This window comes from Akkermansia sp. UNK.MGS-1, from assembly GCF_000980515.1.
Classification (GTDB): Bacteria; Verrucomicrobiota; Verrucomicrobiia; order Verrucomicrobiales; family Akkermansiaceae; genus Akkermansia; species Akkermansia muciniphila.
In genome coordinates, this window is sequence record NZ_LBCB01000001.1 from 1 (window position 1) to 17,339 (window position 17,339).

Annotated in this window: 10 protein-coding genes, 2 tRNA genes and 3 rRNA genes; 10 read left to right on the forward strand and 5 right to left on the reverse strand. The window is 56.0% G+C overall.

Annotation, left to right across the window (positions count from 1 at the left end; all coding sequences use genetic code 11):
* Window positions 1-262: 262 nt before the first annotated feature.
* The 9 genes from WW58_RS00005 (at window position 263) to WW58_RS00040 (ending at window position 8,888) form a co-directional block, all read left to right on the forward strand.
* Window positions 263-1,774 (forward strand): 16S ribosomal RNA (locus WW58_RS00005).
* A 168-nt stretch (window positions 1,775-1,942) separates the two neighbouring features.
* Window positions 1,943-2,018, forward strand: a tRNA-Ala gene (locus WW58_RS00010).
* A gap of 24 nt (window positions 2,019-2,042) precedes the next feature.
* A tRNA-Ile gene (locus tag WW58_RS00015) sits at window positions 2,043-2,119 on the forward strand.
* A gap of 208 nt (window positions 2,120-2,327) precedes the next feature.
* Window positions 2,328-5,163, forward strand: a 23S ribosomal RNA gene (locus tag WW58_RS00020).
* A gap of 238 nt (window positions 5,164-5,401) precedes the next feature.
* Window positions 5,402-5,517, forward strand: a 5S ribosomal RNA gene (gene rrf, locus WW58_RS00025).
* The 16S, 23S and 5S rRNA genes sit together here with 2 tRNA genes alongside, the layout of an rRNA operon.
* Window positions 5,518-5,660: 143 nt before the next feature.
* Window positions 5,661-5,759, forward strand: a complete 99-nt coding sequence (locus WW58_RS13805) for a PEP-CTERM sorting domain-containing protein (protein WP_163069740.1) — start codon at window positions 5,661-5,663, stop codon at window positions 5,757-5,759.
* Window positions 5,760-6,065: 306 nt separating this feature from the next.
* Window positions 6,066-7,577 (forward strand): sialate O-acetylesterase, encoded by a 1,512-nt coding sequence (locus WW58_RS00030; RefSeq protein WP_219725043.1) that lies wholly within the window; start codon window positions 6,066-6,068, stop codon window positions 7,575-7,577.
* Between the two features lie 279 nt (window positions 7,578-7,856).
* Window positions 7,857-8,348: a transcriptional regulator NrdR gene (gene nrdR, locus WW58_RS00035; RefSeq protein WP_012419886.1), complete on the forward strand. Its 492-nt coding sequence runs from the start codon at window positions 7,857-7,859 to the stop codon at window positions 8,346-8,348.
* Window positions 8,349-8,360: 12 nt separating this feature from the next.
* Window positions 8,361-8,888 (forward strand): hypothetical protein, encoded by a 528-nt coding sequence (locus WW58_RS00040; protein WP_022197755.1) that lies wholly within the window; start codon window positions 8,361-8,363, stop codon window positions 8,886-8,888.
* A gap of 395 nt (window positions 8,889-9,283) precedes the next feature.
* Here the strand turns inward: WW58_RS00040 and WW58_RS00045 are convergent, their stop codons facing one another.
* Together WW58_RS00045 and argH are read right to left on the reverse strand one after the other, a co-directional pair.
* Window positions 9,284-10,963: a SulP family inorganic anion transporter gene (locus WW58_RS00045; protein WP_022197754.1), complete on the reverse strand. Its 1,680-nt coding sequence runs from the start codon at window positions 10,961-10,963 to the stop codon at window positions 9,284-9,286.
* A 136-nt stretch (window positions 10,964-11,099) separates the two neighbouring features.
* Window positions 11,100-12,467: an argininosuccinate lyase gene (gene argH / locus WW58_RS00050; protein WP_046434570.1), complete on the reverse strand. Its 1,368-nt coding sequence runs from the start codon at window positions 12,465-12,467 to the stop codon at window positions 11,100-11,102.
* Between the two features lie 191 nt (window positions 12,468-12,658).
* Here argH and WW58_RS00055 point away from each other — a divergent pair, with 191 nt between their 5' ends.
* Window positions 12,659-13,348 (forward strand): SWIM zinc finger family protein, encoded by a 690-nt coding sequence (locus WW58_RS00055; RefSeq protein WP_022197752.1) that lies wholly within the window; start codon window positions 12,659-12,661, stop codon window positions 13,346-13,348.
* Here WW58_RS00055 and WW58_RS00060 read toward each other — a convergent pair whose 3' ends face one another.
* The 3 genes from WW58_RS00060 to WW58_RS00070 form a co-directional block, all read right to left on the reverse strand.
* Window positions 13,349-14,848: a hypothetical protein gene (locus tag WW58_RS00060; protein ID WP_180975826.1), complete on the reverse strand. Its 1,500-nt coding sequence runs from the start codon at window positions 14,846-14,848 to the stop codon at window positions 13,349-13,351.
* Between the two features lie 165 nt (window positions 14,849-15,013).
* A complete protein-coding gene (gene eno, locus WW58_RS00065) occupies window positions 15,014-16,303 on the reverse strand; it encodes a phosphopyruvate hydratase (protein WP_022197750.1) in 1,290 nt (429 codons plus the stop codon).
* Window positions 16,304-16,457: 154 nt separating this feature from the next.
* Window positions 16,458-17,291, reverse strand: coding sequence for a deoxyribonuclease IV (locus tag WW58_RS00070; protein WP_046434576.1), 834 nt, complete (start codon window positions 17,289-17,291; stop codon window positions 16,458-16,460).
* Window positions 17,292-17,339: the final 48 nt, after the last annotated feature.

Genomic DNA, 17,339 nt, shown 5'->3' on the forward strand with positions numbered 1-17,339 from the left:
AAGGGAATGACTACCGAAAACCGCCGAGGGTTTTCCGAGGGCGTCGAGAGGTGCCGGAGGGATGAAAAGCCCGAAGGAGCTACCTGGCTCTGAGAGGGGTGGTTTGGTAGAAGCAAGGGGAAAGAAAAAAGGTCGTGACGCGCGCCGTGCGAGGCAGAGCGAAGAGGTCTTCAAGAGACACAACTTGAAGGAAGAGCTGGCTGAAGCATGGCGCAAATGAAATCGCAAGATTCCATTTGGTCCAGCAATTTCAAAAATTAATTTGATGGAGAGTTTGATTCTGGCTCAGAACGAACGCTGGCGGCGTGGATAAGACATGCAAGTCGAACGAGAGAATTGCTAGCTTGCTAATAATTCTCTAGTGGCGCACGGGTGAGTAACACGTGAGTAACCTGCCCCCGAGAGCGGGATAGCCCTGGGAAACTGGGATTAATACCGCATAGTATCGAAAGATTAAAGCAGCAATGCGCTTGGGGATGGGCTCGCGGCCTATTAGTTAGTTGGTGAGGTAACGGCTCACCAAGGCGATGACGGGTAGCCGGTCTGAGAGGATGTCCGGCCACACTGGAACTGAGACACGGTCCAGACACCTACGGGTGGCAGCAGTCGAGAATCATTCACAATGGGGGAAACCCTGATGGTGTGACGCCGCGTGGGGGAATGAAGGTCTTCGGATTGTAAACCCCTGTCATGTGGGAGCAAATTAAAAAGATAGTACCACAAGAGGAAGAGACGGCTAACTCTGTGCCAGCAGCCGCGGTAATACAGAGGTCTCAAGCGTTGTTCGGAATCACTGGGCGTAAAGCGTGCGTAGGCTGTTTCGTAAGTCGTGTGTGAAAGGCGCGGGCTCAACCCGCGGACGGCACATGATACTGCGAGACTAGAGTAATGGAGGGGGAACCGGAATTCTCGGTGTAGCAGTGAAATGCGTAGATATCGAGAGGAACACTCGTGGCGAAGGCGGGTTCCTGGACATTAACTGACGCTGAGGCACGAAGGCCAGGGGAGCGAAAGGGATTAGATACCCCTGTAGTCCTGGCAGTAAACGGTGCACGCTTGGTGTGCGGGGAATCGACCCCCTGCGTGCCGGAGCTAACGCGTTAAGCGTGCCGCCTGGGGAGTACGGTCGCAAGATTAAAACTCAAAGAAATTGACGGGGACCCGCACAAGCGGTGGAGTATGTGGCTTAATTCGATGCAACGCGAAGAACCTTACCTGGGCTTGACATGTAATGAACAACATGTGAAAGCATGCGACTCTTCGGAGGCGTTACACAGGTGCTGCATGGCCGTCGTCAGCTCGTGTCGTGAGATGTTTGGTTAAGTCCAGCAACGAGCGCAACCCCTGTTGCCAGTTACCAGCACGTGAAGGTGGGGACTCTGGCGAGACTGCCCAGATCAACTGGGAGGAAGGTGGGGACGACGTCAGGTCAGTATGGCCCTTATGCCCAGGGCTGCACACGTACTACAATGCCCAGTACAGAGGGGGCCGAAGCCGCGAGGCGGAGGAAATCCTGAAAACTGGGCCCAGTTCGGACTGTAGGCTGCAACCCGCCTACACGAAGCCGGAATCGCTAGTAATGGCGCATCAGCTACGGCGCCGTGAATACGTTCCCGGGTCTTGTACACACCGCCCGTCACATCATGGAAGCCGGTCGCACCCGAAGTATCTGAAGCCAACCGCAAGGAGGCAGGGTCCTAAGGTGAGACTGGTAACTGGGATGAAGTCGTAACAAGGTAGCCGTAGGGGAACCTGCGGCTGGATCACCTCCTTTCTATGGAGCAAGTGCACGGAAGTGCACAGGTCGGATCTCTTCCCGAGGGGAGAGAAAGCGGAACCCGCGAGGGCCCGCAACGAACCAAAGATGTGTAAACAGCCAGACGCCTGGAGCGAAACCTGGCACGACGTGCGTGACGACCTTTTTTCACCGAGAACCGCAACTGGGGGTATAGCTCAGTTGGTAGAGCGCCAGCTTTGCAAGCTGGATGTCCGGGGTTCGAGTCCCCGTGCCTCCACCAGTTTCGGGAAAGAGACCCAAAGCCGGGCCTGTAGCTCAGTTGGTTAGAGCACGCGCTTGATAAGCGCGGGGTCACAGGTTCAAGTCCTGTCAGGCCCACCAGCAAAATCGATTATTGAGGGAAAGCGAAAATTGACATCTGCGTGGCAAAGAAAACGATTGCTGAGAAGCAATCGCTTTCCAACAAAGTGGGTAGTTGAACAACAACTACAAAACACAAGATAAACATGCATACCAAGCAATGAGACAATACAGTAAGTCACGAAAGGGCTTTGTGGTATTGTGGAAGTGGTAACAGCTTTTGCAATATGATGAAGTAAGTAAGGGCGTACGGTGAATGCCTTGGTGCCAACAGGCGAAGAAGGACGCGGCAAGCTGCGAAAAGCCTCGGGAAGCTGCAAGCAAGCGATGATCCGGGGATATCCGAATGGGGTAACCTGATCGAGGCAATACTCGATCGTTCATACCTGAATACATAGGGTATGAAACGCGAAACCCGCTGAAGTGAAACATCTCAGTAAGCGGAGGAAAAGAAAGAGAAATCGATTCCGTAAGTAGTGGCGAGCGAAAGCGGATGGAGCCCAAACCGAAGGTATTCCTTCGGGGTTGTAGGACCACGTCATATTCGACCATACTGGATAGTAGAACAGCCTGGAAAGGCTGGCCGGAGAAGGTGAAAGCCCTGTAGACGAAATCCAGAGTGGGAATTAGTGGTATCCTGAGTAATACATCACACGTGGAACGATGTATGAACCCGCGCGGACCACCGCGCAAGGCTAAATACTAGTTGGCGACCGATAGTGAACAAGTACCGCGAGGGAAAGGTGAAAAGAACCGCTGTGAGCGGAGTGAAATAGAACCTGAAACCGTATGTCTACAAAGTGTCAGAGCAGAGCAATCTGCGATGGCGTGCCTTTTGTTTAATGAGTCTGCGAGTCAGTGTTTGTGGCAAGACTAAGGGCTTCCGGCCCGGAGTCGCAGCGAAAGCAAGTCCGAACAGGGCGCAATAAGTCGCAGGTACTGGACCCGAAGCGGAGGTGACCTACCCTTGGCCAGGTTGAAGCATGGGTAAAACCATGTGGAGGACCGAACAGGTGAACGTTGAAAAGTTCTCTGATGAGCTGAGGGTAGGAGTGAAAGGCTAATCAAACCCCGTGATAGCTGGTTCTCTTCGAAATGCATTTAGGTGCAGCGTCACGTGCTGATGCGCGGGGGTAGAGCACTGACAAGGCTAGGGGGCACACCCGCTTACCAAACCTTATCAAACTCCGAATACCGTGCAATGGAACGTGGCAGTGAGACAGTGGGGGATAAGCTTCATTGTCGAGAGGGAAACAACCCAGACCAGCAGCTAAGGTGCCTAAATAACGCTCAGTGGAAAGGATGTGGGATTACACAGACAGTGAGGATGTTGGCTTAGAAGCAGCCACCATTTAAAAAATGCGTAATAGCTTACTCATCGAGTGATCCTGCGCCGAAAATGATTGGCGATCAAGCGTTATACCGAAGCTCTGGACTTTGCCGCAAGGCAGAGTGGTAGAAGAGCGTTGCATGCGCGTCGAAGGGCGATGGCGACTGACCCTGGAGCACATGCAAGTGAGTATGCAGACATGAGTAACGTTAAGCCGGGTGAAATCCCCGGCCGCCGTAAACCCGAGGTTTCCAGGGCAACGTGTTTCGTCCCTGGGTTAGCCGGGACCTAAGCCGAGGCCGAGAGGCGTAGGCGATGGACATCAGGTTAATAATCCTGAGCTCGCAACCCTTAAACTGGGGGGACGCATGAGAAAAGATGACTAGGTTATTGAATTCCGAGTTGAGTCTACGGACTCAGCGCATCATTGGATCGAGTGCCAAGAAAAGCCCCAGCGTATGCTAAGCGACCCGTACCGCAAACCGACACAGGTGGGTGGGTAGAATATACCAAGGCGTAAGAGTGAAACCTGGTTAAGGAACTCGGCAAATTAGCCCCGTAACTTCGGAAGAAGGGGTGCCTGCAGCGATGCAGGCCGCAGAGAAATGGCCCAACCGACTGTTTATCAAAAACACAGCACTCTGCAAAGACGCAAGTCGAAGTATAGGGTGTGACACGTGACCAATGCCGAAAGATTAAGGCAAGGGGTTAGCCGCAAGGCGAAGCTCTAAACCCAAGTCCCGGTGAATGTCGGCCGTAACTATAACGGTCCTAAGGTAGCGAAATTCCTTGTCGGGTAAGTTCCGACCTGCACGAATCGTGAAACGAGTTGGGCACTGTCTCAACCAGGCGCTCAGTGAAATTGTAGTGGCGGTGAAGATGCCGCCTACCCGCAGAAGGACGGAAAGACCCTATAGACCTTAACTGTAAGCTGTCATTGTTTCTTCGGTTTTAATGCTCAGAGTAAGTGGGAGACGCTGAAGACGCCCTTTAGGGGGCGTCCGAGTCATCAATGAGACACCACCCTTTGAAACTGGAGGATCTAACCCTGAGCCGTGAATCCGGCCAGAGGACCGTGTCAGCCGGTCAGTTTTACTGGGGCGGTATCCTCCCAAAGAGTAACGGAGGAGCGCGAAGGTGGGCTCAGCCCGGTTGGCAACCGGGTGTCGAGTGCATGGGCATAAGCCCGCCTAACTGTGAGACCAACAAGTCGAGCAGATGCGAAAGCAGGCCCAAGTGATCCGGCGGTAGAAAGTGGAATTGCCGTCGCTCAACGGATAAAAGGTACCTTAGGGATAACAGGCTGATCACGCCCAAGAGTTCATATCGACGGCGTGGTTTGGCACCTCGATGTCGGCTCGTCGCATCCTGGGGCTGGAGAAGGTCCCAAGGGTCCGGCTGTTCGCCGGTTAAAGCGGCACGCGAGCTGGGTTCAGAACGTCGCGAGACAGTTCGGTCCTCTATCCTCTGTGGGCGTTGGAAAATTGAGGGGTTCAGACCTTAGTACGAGAGGACCGGGTCTGACGCACCACTGGTGCATCGGTTGTACTGTCAAGTGCATGGCCGAGTAGCTAAGTGCGGACGGGATAAGCGCTGAAAGCATCTAAGCGCCAAGCCCTTCCCAAGATGAGTTTTCCCTACAGGTTCGTGGAAGACCACCACGTTGATAGGTCGCAGGTGTAAGTGCAGCAATGTATTGAGCCGAGCGATACTAATTACCAATTGACTTCATCATATTACATCACTCCCCGTCGTGAATGACAACTTGCTCTTGTCTCATTTACCTGTGCATGTTCATCAACCACCAGCCACGCAGATGTCAGTTTACGCTGAATCCCTCCCCACACAAAGGACGGAAATCTTCTTAGCCGCCACACACATACCCTGAAAAAAATCCCTCACTCAGAAGCCCCCAAAAAAGCAGGGCTCCCGGGCAGGCAGGATGAAGAAAAAATCACCTCTTCCCCCTGAAGCCCGGTGGCCAGAGCGCAGTGGTCCCACCCGGTCCCGTTCCGAACCCGGAAGTGAAACGCTGCCGCGCCAATGGTAGTCGGACGATAGGTCCCGCAAGAGTAGGTCGCCGCCGGGATTTTTTTCCATCAGGCCCCGCCAGTCTCCAGACTCGCGGGGCCTGTTCTTTTCTTGCTCGGTCCCGTTCTTCTCCCCCTACATTCTCTTAGTTAAGGAGTTGTCCGTAGGGAAAAAATGGTTGCTATACTTCATGAGGCTGCCATGTCTGCGTATTTGGTTCCGGAACCGGCGACGGCTTCCCGGAGCCTGCTGGGTTTGGCGGGGCTGGTCATGCGGAGGCGCAGAAGGCAGGAAGCCTGATAGAGGCGGGAAAGGGAAGCAAAGAAACTGCCCATGCGCCTCTGCGTCATTATTATTCAGAAAATTGTTTGAAGAAATCCGGGAGAAAATAATTCTTCCGGTTTTTATTTTTCCTGATTATTTCTCGGAAAATTTTGAATGGGGTTTTAAGACTGCTGGTCTTTTCCTACATCTCCCTGTTCATGTTCCTATGGGTAATAGTTGACGGTTGAAAAAGAAAATTCCGGCAGCTATAGTCGTCCCTAGGCAAATGCAATTCAAATGATTCGTTTTCTATCCTTTTTATTTTTCCTGTGCTTTTTTTCCGTGTGTTCTGCAAAAGAATTGAAGATTTTTTTGCTGACGGGCCAATCCAATTCTCTGGGGGCGGTGAAGGGCAGCCCTGCTTCTCCGGAGCTGTTAAAAAAGTATGAACCGAAGGAGACTCTGTACTGGCATGAAAATTTTGGGCAAAGGGAAGGCGTGTTTCCCGGCGCTTCCACATCCTGGGAGCAGGTAAGGCCTGCTATGCCGCGTTATAACGGCAATTTATGCATGGGGCCGGAATACGGGTTTGCCTTTACTCTGGAGAAGAATGGATGGTTCAAGGATGCGGACGTTGCGGTCGTGAAAGCTTCCCGGGACGGCGGCGACAATTCCCATTGGCGGAAAAACGGCCAGGCTTACAGGACGCTGGTGCAGGCCGTCAAGAATGCCTGTGCGGGTGTGGACAGGTCCAAGTATTCCAAAGTGGAGTTTGCCGGGCTTTTGTATTTGCAGGGGGAAAGCAATGCCGGAACTTCCGTTCCGGAGAGCGCTTCCCGCTTTCTGGAACTTCTGGGCAATCTGGCGGCAGATCTGAAACCGTACGGGGATACGTCCGCACTGGCTGCGCAGAAAGCCGTCCTTGGAGAAAATGCCAATTGGGCCGGAAAGAATGAATCTGATCCGGAAACGGGTAACCTTACCGGCGGCCTGGAAGGACGCGATACGGAAGTTCAGGGAAAGACAACCCGCCAGGTGATGAAGGATCTGGCGGAATCCCGTCCATCCCTGGGCTATGCCCCTACCCGAGATCTTCCCAAACTGACCGCAGGAGATCAAATGGGAGTGCATTACAGCGGCCAGTCTCAGATCAGCATAGGAGCCCGTTTTGCTTATGAAGCCGCCCGGCTGGCCGGGAAGGATACCGGCTCCGTGCGAAGCGGTCGTTACGATCTTCCCCTGGGTTCTCCGGACGCGTGGATGAACCGGAAAATGCCGGGGAAGAACGTATGCGTGTGGAATGTAGCTTCTTCCGTAAAACCCAGCCTGGTGTCAGGGGGGGTGAAGTTGTTTGGTATCCGTGTGGAGGATCCGGCCGTCAAGACTGTTATCGTCCGGAGCAAGGGAAGTTCCGGAGACCGTTTGGTAATCGGGCCGGGAGGTATTCGCCTGGCGGAGGGGAAAAATTTGCAGTTGAGGACGAATGTACAGCTGGCGGGCCGGCAGTCCTGGAATATTCCGGGTGGTTCTGCCGTGGAGATTAAGCCCTCGCCGGTTCAGGAAAAAGCCATGCCTGTCCGTTTGTCCGGCCAGGCGGAGGTGCATGTAACCCAAGCGGAAGGCGGCGGAGAAACGGCGGAAGCAGCCCGCGTCGTATTGGAACAGGTGCTGCCCTCTGCCCTGAAATGTTCCTGGACGTTGTCCGGAAAGGTGGAGATGACTTTGAAGGGTATGGAGGGGAAGGCCGTGAATTTGGGCAAAGTCTTCGTCAAGCAAGGCGCTGTGCTGAATCTGAATGGCTCCAGACCTGTTGCGGGCAGTGTCGTTAATCAAGGCGGCATGGTGAATCCGTAATCAATAGACCTGGTACGGTCCGGAATGCTTGCCGTATTTTTTAGTGGAGGGAGGAGGTTAAAAAAATACGTTTTTTCCTCCCGGAAGGGCCATGGGCTTTTTTCTTATTCACAGGAGCGGAGCGGTCTGGAAACCGAACAGGGGCATGACCTGCGGCATTTTCACCCCGGTTTATTCACAGGAAGTTCTGCTTGGGAAGCATTGATCATCAAGTCTACTGTACTATATTTGGCGTACTTTTTACTTTATGGATGCGTTATGTAGTAGTATGGTCGCGCCATGAGATGCGTTCAGTGCGGTCATTTGGAAGATAAGGTCATCGACTCCCGTATGTCCAAAGACGGGACGACCATTCGCCGCCGCCGCGTGTGTTTGAGGTGCGATTACCGTTATACGACCTATGAGCAGATTGAACGCACGGAGTTGCGCGTAGTCAAAAGGGATAATCTGAGAGAAGCCCTGAATCGTGAAAAGATTTTACGCGGCCTGGTAAAGGCGTGTGAAAAAAGGCCCGTCAGCATGGATCGCCTGGACCGCGCCGTGGAAGAGATCATTTCCGAATTGCACCGCGACCATTTGCGCGAAGTCCCTTCCAGCGAGATTGGCAAGAAGGTGATTGAAAAATTGTATGCCATAGATCCCGTGGCTTATATCCGCTATGTGTCCGTGTACCGCCAGTTTTCCAATGTGGAGGAGTTTATCCAGGAGATTACGCAGATGCGCCACCAGACGCTTATTGATCCCCTGCAGCGCAAGCTTCCCATTCTTTAAATTTCCTGTTCCATGATCGGCTTCCGAAACAACAGACCGTTGCTCAAGCTTGGTGATTGCCTGATTACCGAGTACGGGGAACAATGGCTGGCGGATGCTTTGGAGCACGCTGCCCGGCGTGCCGGAACAACCCTTCCGTTCAAGGAAGACCTGCTGGCTTCCGTGCGTTATTATCTGGAGCATGAGTGCGATTTGTCCGTCATGAAGGTGTCCGAGCTGTATGCGCGTCTGCGCCGCATGCTCACAGAAGTGGGCCTGGAACACCTTGCAAGGGAGCTTAGGGAGGAGATGCCGCCCATGACGGTCTGCGTCGCGGAGATTGCCCGCAGCGTGCCGTTCTGGCTGTTTTTTGCCTGCGAGCTGAAAAAGCAAGTGGAGGAATTGCGGGGGCATGGCATTACCAGGTATTGCTTCACAGGCAGGAAGGAATGCGTGATGGCTCTCCGGGGAAGGAAGCGCTGGGACCGTTCCTGCCAGTCTCTGCTGGAAGACCTGGACTTCCTTCTTTCCCGCTATGAGGAGCAGGCGGCGGATTGTTAACGGAACTTATCCGTGCCGTATTGGAGTATTTAGCTGCGCAATTCAACAGGTTCCGCTTTCCCGGCTGACGGAGCCGGTTCGGAGTGCAGCGCGTTTCTGCTTTTCGTGAGCATGCGAGGCTATTTCACTTTACCGGGAACGGGCTTGCGGGGCCCGTTGATCCATGCTCGGGCATCCTGTTTTGCCGGAAGGCCCAATAAGAGTTAACAGGCCGTATTGTGCCGCCTGATTCCCGGAGATGAGCCGGATGAGGGAATGCAAGGGGCCTTCCCTCATTTTCCCCGAGGTTGTTATTTCTGGCTGTTTGCAGCAGGAGCAGCCTCACCCGTACCGGAAGGCCGTGAATAAGGCAGAGTGAGGTCTTGCTCCCTGACCGCACGGGGGAACGGCCGCTGTTACAGGTGTTTGGGCGCAGGGCCGTTGATGATTTTGCGGGCCCGGTTCAGGGCGGCGTCAATATTCTCGCAGATATTGTAGCGTTTCAGCTCCCGGTAAAAGGGCGCGTGGCGGATGACGTCCAGAGGCTGGGGCTGCACGCCGCAAACCAGCAGAGTGGAACCGTGTTCCCGGCACTGGTGGCAGAAGTCGGAAAGGACGTTCAGGCCGGTGGCGTCCAGCGCGGGAACCAGGCGCATGCGCAGGATAACCACCTTGGTATCATGTTCCAGCGTTTCCAGAACCTGGTCCTTGAATTGCTCCACGGCACCGAAGAAGAAGGGACCTTTCACGTCGAAAACTTCCACGCCTTCCGGGATGTCCAGCTTGGCGGCAGAGCGGTTTCCATCATCTTCCTCATCATTTTCCAGCAGTTCGTTTTTGATGGCGGAAACATCGCTGATTTGGGCCATGCGGCCCATGAAGAGCAGGGCGGCCAGCACCACGCCTACTTCCACGGCTACAACGAGGTCCACAAACACGGTCAGCAGGAAGGTGATTACCAGCACCGCCGCATCCTGCCTGGGCCCTTTCAGTAGACGGCTGAACGTGTGTATTTCACTCATGTTGTAGCACACTACCGTCAGAATGCCCGCCAGGACAGCCAGGGGAATCTGCTGGGCATAGTGGGCAAAGGCCATCAGAATGGCCAGCAGGGTCAGGGCGTGAATCATACCGGAAACCGGGCTTTTAGCTCCAGCCTTGATGTTAGTGGCGGTGCGGGCAATGGCTCCGGTGGCCGGAATGCCGCCAAACAGGGCGGATCCGATGTTGCCGATACCTTGTGCAATCAGCTCCATGTTGGGCTTGTGGCGCCCTCCGGTCATGCCGTCCGCTACGGAGGCGCTTAACAGGGATTCGATCGCCGCCAGCAGCGCGATGGTGAAAGCAGGGGCCGTCAGCGCCCCCAGGGTGCTCCAGTCAATGCTGGGCAGGGAGGGCAGGGGGAGCGTATTCGGGAGGCTGCCGAAGGCTTGCCCGATGGTTGTCACAGGCAACGAAAACGCCACGGAAACGGCCGTCATGCCCAGCATGCCCACCAGCATGGCCGGTATTCTGGGCCAGAAGCGGCGGCTCAGCAGGGTAATGATTACGGTGCCGGCGGCCAGCCCCAGCGCCGCCCAGTTGATGGTGTGGAAGTAATGGAAGTAACACGCCCATTTTTCAATGAACTCTCCGGGAATTTTTTCCGTGATGGTGAGGCCGAAGATGTCTTTAATTTGCGTGGAAAAGATTACCACGGCGATGCCGGAGGTGAACCCTGTGGTGACAGGGAATGGAATAAAGCGGATGAGCGCCCCCATGCGGCAGAACCCAAAGATGATGAGGAAGAGGCCCGCCATCAATGTGCAGACCAGCAGGCCGGATGCGTGGTATTGCTCCAGGACGCCCATGATGATGATCACGAAGGCTCCGGTGGGGCCGCCTATTTGATATTTGCTTCCGCTGAACAGGGAGATGAGGAACCCGGCCACAATGGCGGTGATGAGGCCCTGGGTTGGGGAGAGTCCGCATGCGATGGCAAAGGCCATGGCCAGCGGAATGGCTACTACACCGACGGTCAGTCCCGCAAAAAGGTCCGCCAGAAAGGTTTGTTTGGTATAAGTTTTGAGAGAGGAGAGAAGAGCAGGTTTGAACATGGCTGCCGGGATGGTTGGCCGGCTGCGGTTGTGGCCGCCGCCGGCGGGGTTGAAGCGTCCCCTTCCTGCACCCGGAGGCGCCCCGCGGAGACGGACGGCAGGCTCTCTTCGTTCCCGTCCGCCTCCGCAGGCGGCGTTACTTGGAAAGGATGCCTTCCCAGTAGGCGATGCGGCGGCGGGTGTTGTCGGAATTGGGAGCCCCCGGGTTGGTACGCTGGGCGAAGGCTTTTGTCAATTCAAATACGTCGCGCGCGTCTGTTCCATATGCATTTGAAATGGAGGCGAATTGTTCATCGCTCAGCTTGTTGAGCGGCGTACCCGTGGAGATGCTCATGGCGACTGCCTTCCCGACCAGCTCATGGGCCTTCCGGAAGGGGACCCCGCGGCGCACCAGATAATCCGCCAAGTCCGTGGCCAGCAGCATGGGATCGGACGCCGCTTCCCTGGCCCTGGCCGTGTTCACCGTCATGGCGGCTATCATTTCCGCATTGACGTCCAAGGCCAGTTTAACCGTATCAATGGAATCGAACAGGGGTTCCTTGTCTTCCTGGAGGTCGCGGTTGTAAGTCAGGGGAAGCCCTTTGACGGCCACCATGACGGCGGTGAGGTTACCGTACAGCCGCCCCGTTTTTCCGCGGGTGAGTTCCGCGACATCCGGATTTTTTTTCTGGGGCATCAGGGATGAACCTGTCGTATAGGCGTCGGACAAGGAAGCGAAGCCAAATTCCGCCGTGCACCACAGGATGACGTCCTCGCTCATGCGGGAGAGATGGGCTCCGACTACGGCCAGGTCAAAAAGTATTTCCATGATGTAATCCCGGTCGGCAATTGCATCCATGGAGTTTTCTGTAACTGCGTCAAAACCCAGTTCCACGGCAATTCCGTGGCGGTCCAGGCAGATGGTGGAACCGGCGATGGCTCCGGAACCGAGCGGGGAGACGTTCAGGCGCCTGCGGCAGTCCTTGAGGCGGTCCGCATCCCGGTCCAGCATTTCCACGTAAGCCAGCAGGTGATGGCCCATGGTGACGGGCTGGGCGCGCTGCAGGTGAGTATAGCCCGGCATCATGGCATCTGCGTATTCCTTCGCCTTCATGACCAGCGCGCGCTGCAGATGGCGCACTTTTCCCAAAATTTCATCGATTTCCGCCCGGCAGTAAAGCCGCGTGTCCGTAGCTACCTGGTCATTGCGGGAGCGTGCGGTATGCAGCTTGGCGCCCGGAGCGCCGATGCGCCGGGTGAGTTCGCTTTCAATGTTCATGTGCACGTCCTCCAGTTCCCGGCTCCACGAGAAGTTGCCTGCTTCAATGTCTTTCAGGATGTCTTTCAGGCCGGATTCAATGGCGTTGAATTCTTCCTGCGAAAGCAGGCCAGCCTTGAGCTGGGCCCGCGCATGGGCGATGGATCCGGCAATGTCCTGGCGGAAAAGCCTCCAGTCGTAGGAGACGGATTCGCCGTAGCGTTGAACCAGATCAGCGGTGGGTTTAGAAAATCTGCCTTTCCACATGACCCACATGTTGTGCCCCAGGAGCTTCCGTTTTGAAAGCCTGAAATGGGTAATGGAGGCAGATTCCGCGGAACTGGGAAAAATCCGCATGCCTGGAAAACCGGAGTGGAGCCGGAAAAGAGAGAAACGGAGCATGGCTGTCTTTTCCCTGTGGCGGATGGGGGCGGATATGTTATTACGATGCCGTGCGTATGGATGACGAAATGCCTCTGAAACGGGAAGATTTGCGGAAACGCGCGGAGGAAAAGGCGGCGAAACTGGCTGCGGAGGGGATGGAACTGCGCCCCGTAACGGTTTCCGGGCGTACCCTGGCGAAAAGGTTCTGGGGGAAGGAATGGATGAAGAGTCTGTCCGCGTGCGAGGTGTACGGGATGCGGCTGGCCCCCGGCCGGACCTACCTGCGCTATGGCTGTGTTCTGGACCTTAAAACGGTTCCCGGCCGCATCGATGCTCTGGTGATGGGTGAACATTTGTATGAGGTTTGCATCCAGGCCTCCCCCCCGGATGAAGAGGCGCTTGCCCGGCTGCGCGCACGATGCGCCGGGCAGATTGGTTCCTGGATTGATCTGCTGAAAGGGAATTTGTCTCCCGAGCTGCTGGAAATCCTGTGCGCTCCGGAAGGCGGCCTGTTTCCCGCGCCGGAAGAGTGGCGTTTTTCCTGTTCCTGTCCGGATTGGGCGGATTTGTGCAAGCATGCGGCCGCAGTCCTGTACGCTTTCGGCGTGATGCTGGATAAGCAGCCGGAGTTGTTGTTCACCCTGCGCGGAATGGATTCCTCCGTTTTGATTCCGAAAGCTCCGGAACCCGTTCCCGGAGGAGAAGACGCACTGGATGTGGATGCCGGTTCCCTTTCGGATATATTCGGCATCAGCCTGGATTGATTATTGTTGCCGTGATTGTGGTTTTATTCCGGTTTTGAATAGCCAGGAGGGAAGGGGATGGCCGTCCTTTTTCATGAACTGGCGGCGGATGAGGGTGCCCGGGCAGTCAGGCGTGCCGCCGGCCGTTTGCCAATGTTTCCGCATGATGCTCGCCCGGGTGGAGAATGTTTCCGCTTTTTCCATGATGCATTGCAGGTTCGGGAGGGCGGAAAAAACGAGATAAAGAATCAGGAGGGCCCGGTATTTCACGTCTCCCCGGCGGAGGGCCCGGAGAAAGAGCAGGGAAAGGAAGGGATAGAGGACGGCCGGAGCTTTAAAGAGAAGTTCATTGTTCATGATGCCCGTGCGGAAAAAGAGGCTGCCTGCCATCATGCCCAGCGTGATGTAGTACAACGGGTTTTTCCGGCATTTTGGGAAGAGGAGCGCCCCCGGCAGCAGTATCCCCAGGGCCAGGGCCAGCAGGAAGCTGGCGTATTTGACGGAATCGGGATGGAGCAGAAGCCGCTGTTGCCCGTAATGGTAAATTTCCGCATATTTTGCATCAAACAGGCAGGAGAATTGCCCTCCTCCGTCCAAATGGGAATAAAAGACGGCCATGACGGCCGTGCACAGGGCCGCGAGCCAGAAAACCGGCTGGCCCAGAAGGGAACGGAGACGGGAAAGCGGTTTCCGTGCCGCCGGGAGGCGGAACAGGGTTTCATACGCCATATACGGAAGGAGCAGAAGGGCGCCCAGCGGGGAGGACGGCAGCAGAAGAGTTCCCGCGAGATAATACCCGGAGGGAGGCAGGGAGCGCGTCAGGACGAATACGGCGCACAATAGCGCCGGAACGGCGTGATTGAATGTGTTGAAGAGTTGGACGGGCATGCCGATGAACAGGACCATCTGGGCATGGTATTCCGCAAACAGGGAGGAGAGGGGAATTCCCAGGCAGTCCGGCACCGCTGCCGGAGAGCCGAGGCAGAGGAGTATCAGTGCCCAGCGGGCCGTCTTCCGGATTCCCCAGCGGACGGTTGCCGCCAGCAGCGCCAGTTCCAGCCCAAGAAAGGTCCACAGGGCCAGTAGCCAGGGAGCCCATGATGCCGGGCAGAAAGAAGCCGCCAGAGCCGGAGGCAGCCAATGGCCCAGGTAGTAGATGAAATGATGTCCGTCCTCCGTGACGAGGGGCCAGGAATTTGCTGCAAGGCGTTCATAAACGGCATTGCGGATGATAAAATCCGCATGTTGCTGGCAGTGGCCCGTGAATCCGCACAACAGCACCAGCATCAGGCAGAAGAAGGAGAGGAGACCCAGCGCGGCCAATCTGCGCCCGCTTAACGGAAGCCTTTGTGCCGGAAGATGCCGGGCGCAGACGTACAGCCCGCATGCCAGTGCGGCGCAAAGCGGCGCGGAAAAGGCCAGATGCACCCATCCCTGCAGAAAAAGGAGGAGGGGCAACGCCAGATACAACAGTCCCGCGCATAGCGGAAGGCGTGCGGGCAGAAAGAAGCGGGCAGACATGGCGCGGAACGGGAAACTGGTCGGCAGGGAGGAATCCAAAAGGCCAGCATGGCATATTTTGTTCCAAAGAAAAGGATGCAGTTTCCTCCGGAGAATGAAAAAGCCCCGCACCGCCTCGCGGCGGCCGGGGGTTGGCGTTGCTTGATACCAGTTCCAGCAAAAAGGTCAGAACAGGCCAAATCCGTTGCCGTAGCGGGCGGATTCTCCCAGTTCTTCTTCAATCCGGAGAAGGCGGTTGTATTTGGCCATACGGTCGGAACGGCTCAAAGAGCCGGTTTTGATTTGTCCGGCGTTGGTTCCTACGGCAATGTCCGCGATGGTGGCGTCCTCCGTTTCTCCGGAACGGTGGGAAATAACGGCGGTATAGCGGTTGCCCATAGCCAGTTCCACGGCGTCCAGCGTTTCCGTCAGCGAGCCGATTTGATTGACCTTCACCAGGATGGAGTTGCCCACGCCCAGATGAATGCCTTTTCTGAGGAATTCCACGTTGGTGACAAAGAGATCGTCTCCGACAAGCTGAGTGCTTTTGCCAAGTTTTTCCGTCAGGGTTTTCCATCCGTCCCAGTCGTTTTCCGCACAGCCGTCTTCAATGGAGACGATGGGATATTTTTTCTTCAGTTCCACATAGTAGTCCGTCAGCTCTGCGGCGGTTCTGCGGCTGCCGTCGGATTTCTTGAAAACATACAGCCCGGATTCCGGTTCATAAAATTCGGAGGAAGCCACGTCCAGGGCAATGGAAATGTCCTCCCCGAACCGGTAACCGGCCTTGTCTACCGCCTGGGCGATGCAATCCAGGGCGTCTTCCGCAGAGTTCAGCCTGGGGGCGAAGCCGCCTTCGTCGCCCACGGCGGTGGAAAGGCCGCGGTCATGAAGAACGGATTTCAGCGCATGGAAAACTTCCGCGCCATAACGCAGGGCTTCCCGGAAGGTGGGAGCGCCGGACGGGACGATCATGAATTCCTGGAAGTCAATGGGCGCGTCGGAGTGGGCGCCGCCGTTGATGATGTTCATCATGGGGACGGGCAGAACCTTGGCGTTCGGGCCGCCCAGGTAGCGGTACAGGGGCTGGTGCAGCTGGGCCGCCGCAGCCTTGGCAAGCGCCAGGGAAACGCCCAGAATGGCGTTGGCCCCCAGTTTGGCTTTGTTGAACGTGCCGTCCAGGGAGTTCATGAGGGCATCCGCCGTGGTTTGCTCCGTGGCTTCCAGACCGATCAGGGCCGGAGCAATGATGTTGCGGATGTTGTCTACGGCCTTGGTGACTCCCTTGCCCTGGTAGCGGGTTGCGTCGCCGTCCCTGAGTTCCCAGGCTTCGTGTTCCCCGGTGGAAGCTCCGCTGGGGACGCCCGCCGTGCCTACGGCGCCTCCTTCCAGATAAACGTCCGCCTCAATGGTGGGGTTGCCGCGTGAATCCAGAATTTCACGCCCTGTTATTTTCGCGATGCGCATTTCTTTCATAAAAATCGGATGGGTTCTTCCTTGGAAACCAGATATTGAAATTAGCTCAAACTAACTTATGAGGCTTGTGTATCCTGTATCCGAAGCGGATGCAAGCTTTTTCTCCGGGAGAAAGACCGGAGTTCAATCAGTATGGGTGCCCCTTGGCGGCGGTTCAGTTGCGGTAATGTTCCTTCAGCCACGTTATTTCTTCGCCGTGCCCGGCGTCGTCCCTGGGCGTTTCCAGGAAGAAGGGCAATTCCCGCAGAACGGGATGGTTGATGATGTTGATGAAGGCCTGTTCTCCCAGGGAACCCTTGCCGATGGTTTCATGGCGGTCCTTGAAGGAGGAGAAGGGCGTCATGCTGTCGTTCAGGTGGATGGCGCGCAGGCGTTCCAGGCCCAGCACGGCGTCGAAATGTTCCAGTACGGAATCCAGCCCGTTGACAATATCATATCCGGCGGAATAAACATGGCAGGTATCCAGGCATACGCCCAGCTTGTCCTTCAGGTCCACCCGCTCCATAATGGCGGCCAGTTCTTCAAAGGTCCGGCCGACTTCGCTTCCCTTGCCGGACATGGTTTCCAGCAGAACAATGGTCGTTTGTTCCGGAGAAAGCACGCCGTTTAATTGGCCCGCCACCAGTTCAATGCCTTTTTCCGCTCCCTGACCTACATGGCAGCCGGGATGGAAGTTATAAAGATTTCCCGGCAGATGTTCCATGAGTTCCAGATCCTCTTTCAGCACCTGGGCCGCAAAACGGGCGACGCCGGGGTCTGCGGAACAGGGGTTCAGCGTGTAGGGGGCGTGTGCCAGCAGCGTTCCGAATCCGTTGTTCCGCGCTAATTCCAGAAAACGGGCAATATCCTGTTCGTCAATAGCTTTGGCTTTGCTCCCCCGCGGATTGCGGGTGAAGAACTGAAAAGTATTGGCGCTGATGGAGAGGGCAACCCGGCCCGTGGCTTCATAGCCTTTTGCGGAGGAAAGATGGCATCCGATGTGCAGCATGGCGGTGGCGGGAAAATATGCAAGCGAGCATATCGGAAGGGAATTGAC

Bases quoted from the DNA above. Each gene is read 5' to 3' on its own strand.
- WW58_RS13805 (WP_163069740.1), top strand. From the start codon at position 5,661: ATGTCTGCGTATTTGGTTCCGGAACCGGCGACGGCTTCCCGGAGCCTG.
- nrdR (WP_012419886.1), top strand. From the start codon at position 7,857: ATGAGATGCGTTCAGTGCGGTCATTTGGAAGATAAGGTCATCGACTCC.
- WW58_RS00040 (WP_022197755.1), top strand. From the start codon at position 8,361: ATGATCGGCTTCCGAAACAACAGACCGTTGCTCAAGCTTGGTGATTGC.
- WW58_RS00045 (WP_022197754.1), bottom strand. From the start codon at position 10,963: ATGTTCAAACCTGCTCTTCTCTCCTCTCTCAAAACTTATACCAAACAA.
- argH (WP_046434570.1), bottom strand. From the start codon at position 12,467: ATGTGGAAAGGCAGATTTTCTAAACCCACCGCTGATCTGGTTCAACGC.
- WW58_RS00055 (WP_022197752.1), top strand. From the start codon at position 12,659: ATGGATGACGAAATGCCTCTGAAACGGGAAGATTTGCGGAAACGCGCG.
- WW58_RS00060 (WP_180975826.1), bottom strand. From the start codon at position 14,848: ATGTCTGCCCGCTTCTTTCTGCCCGCACGCCTTCCGCTATGCGCGGGA.
- eno (WP_022197750.1), bottom strand. From the start codon at position 16,303: ATGAAAGAAATGCGCATCGCGAAAATAACAGGGCGTGAAATTCTGGAT.
- WW58_RS00070 (WP_046434576.1), bottom strand. From the start codon at position 17,291: ATGCTGCACATCGGATGCCATCTTTCCTCCGCAAAAGGCTATGAAGCC.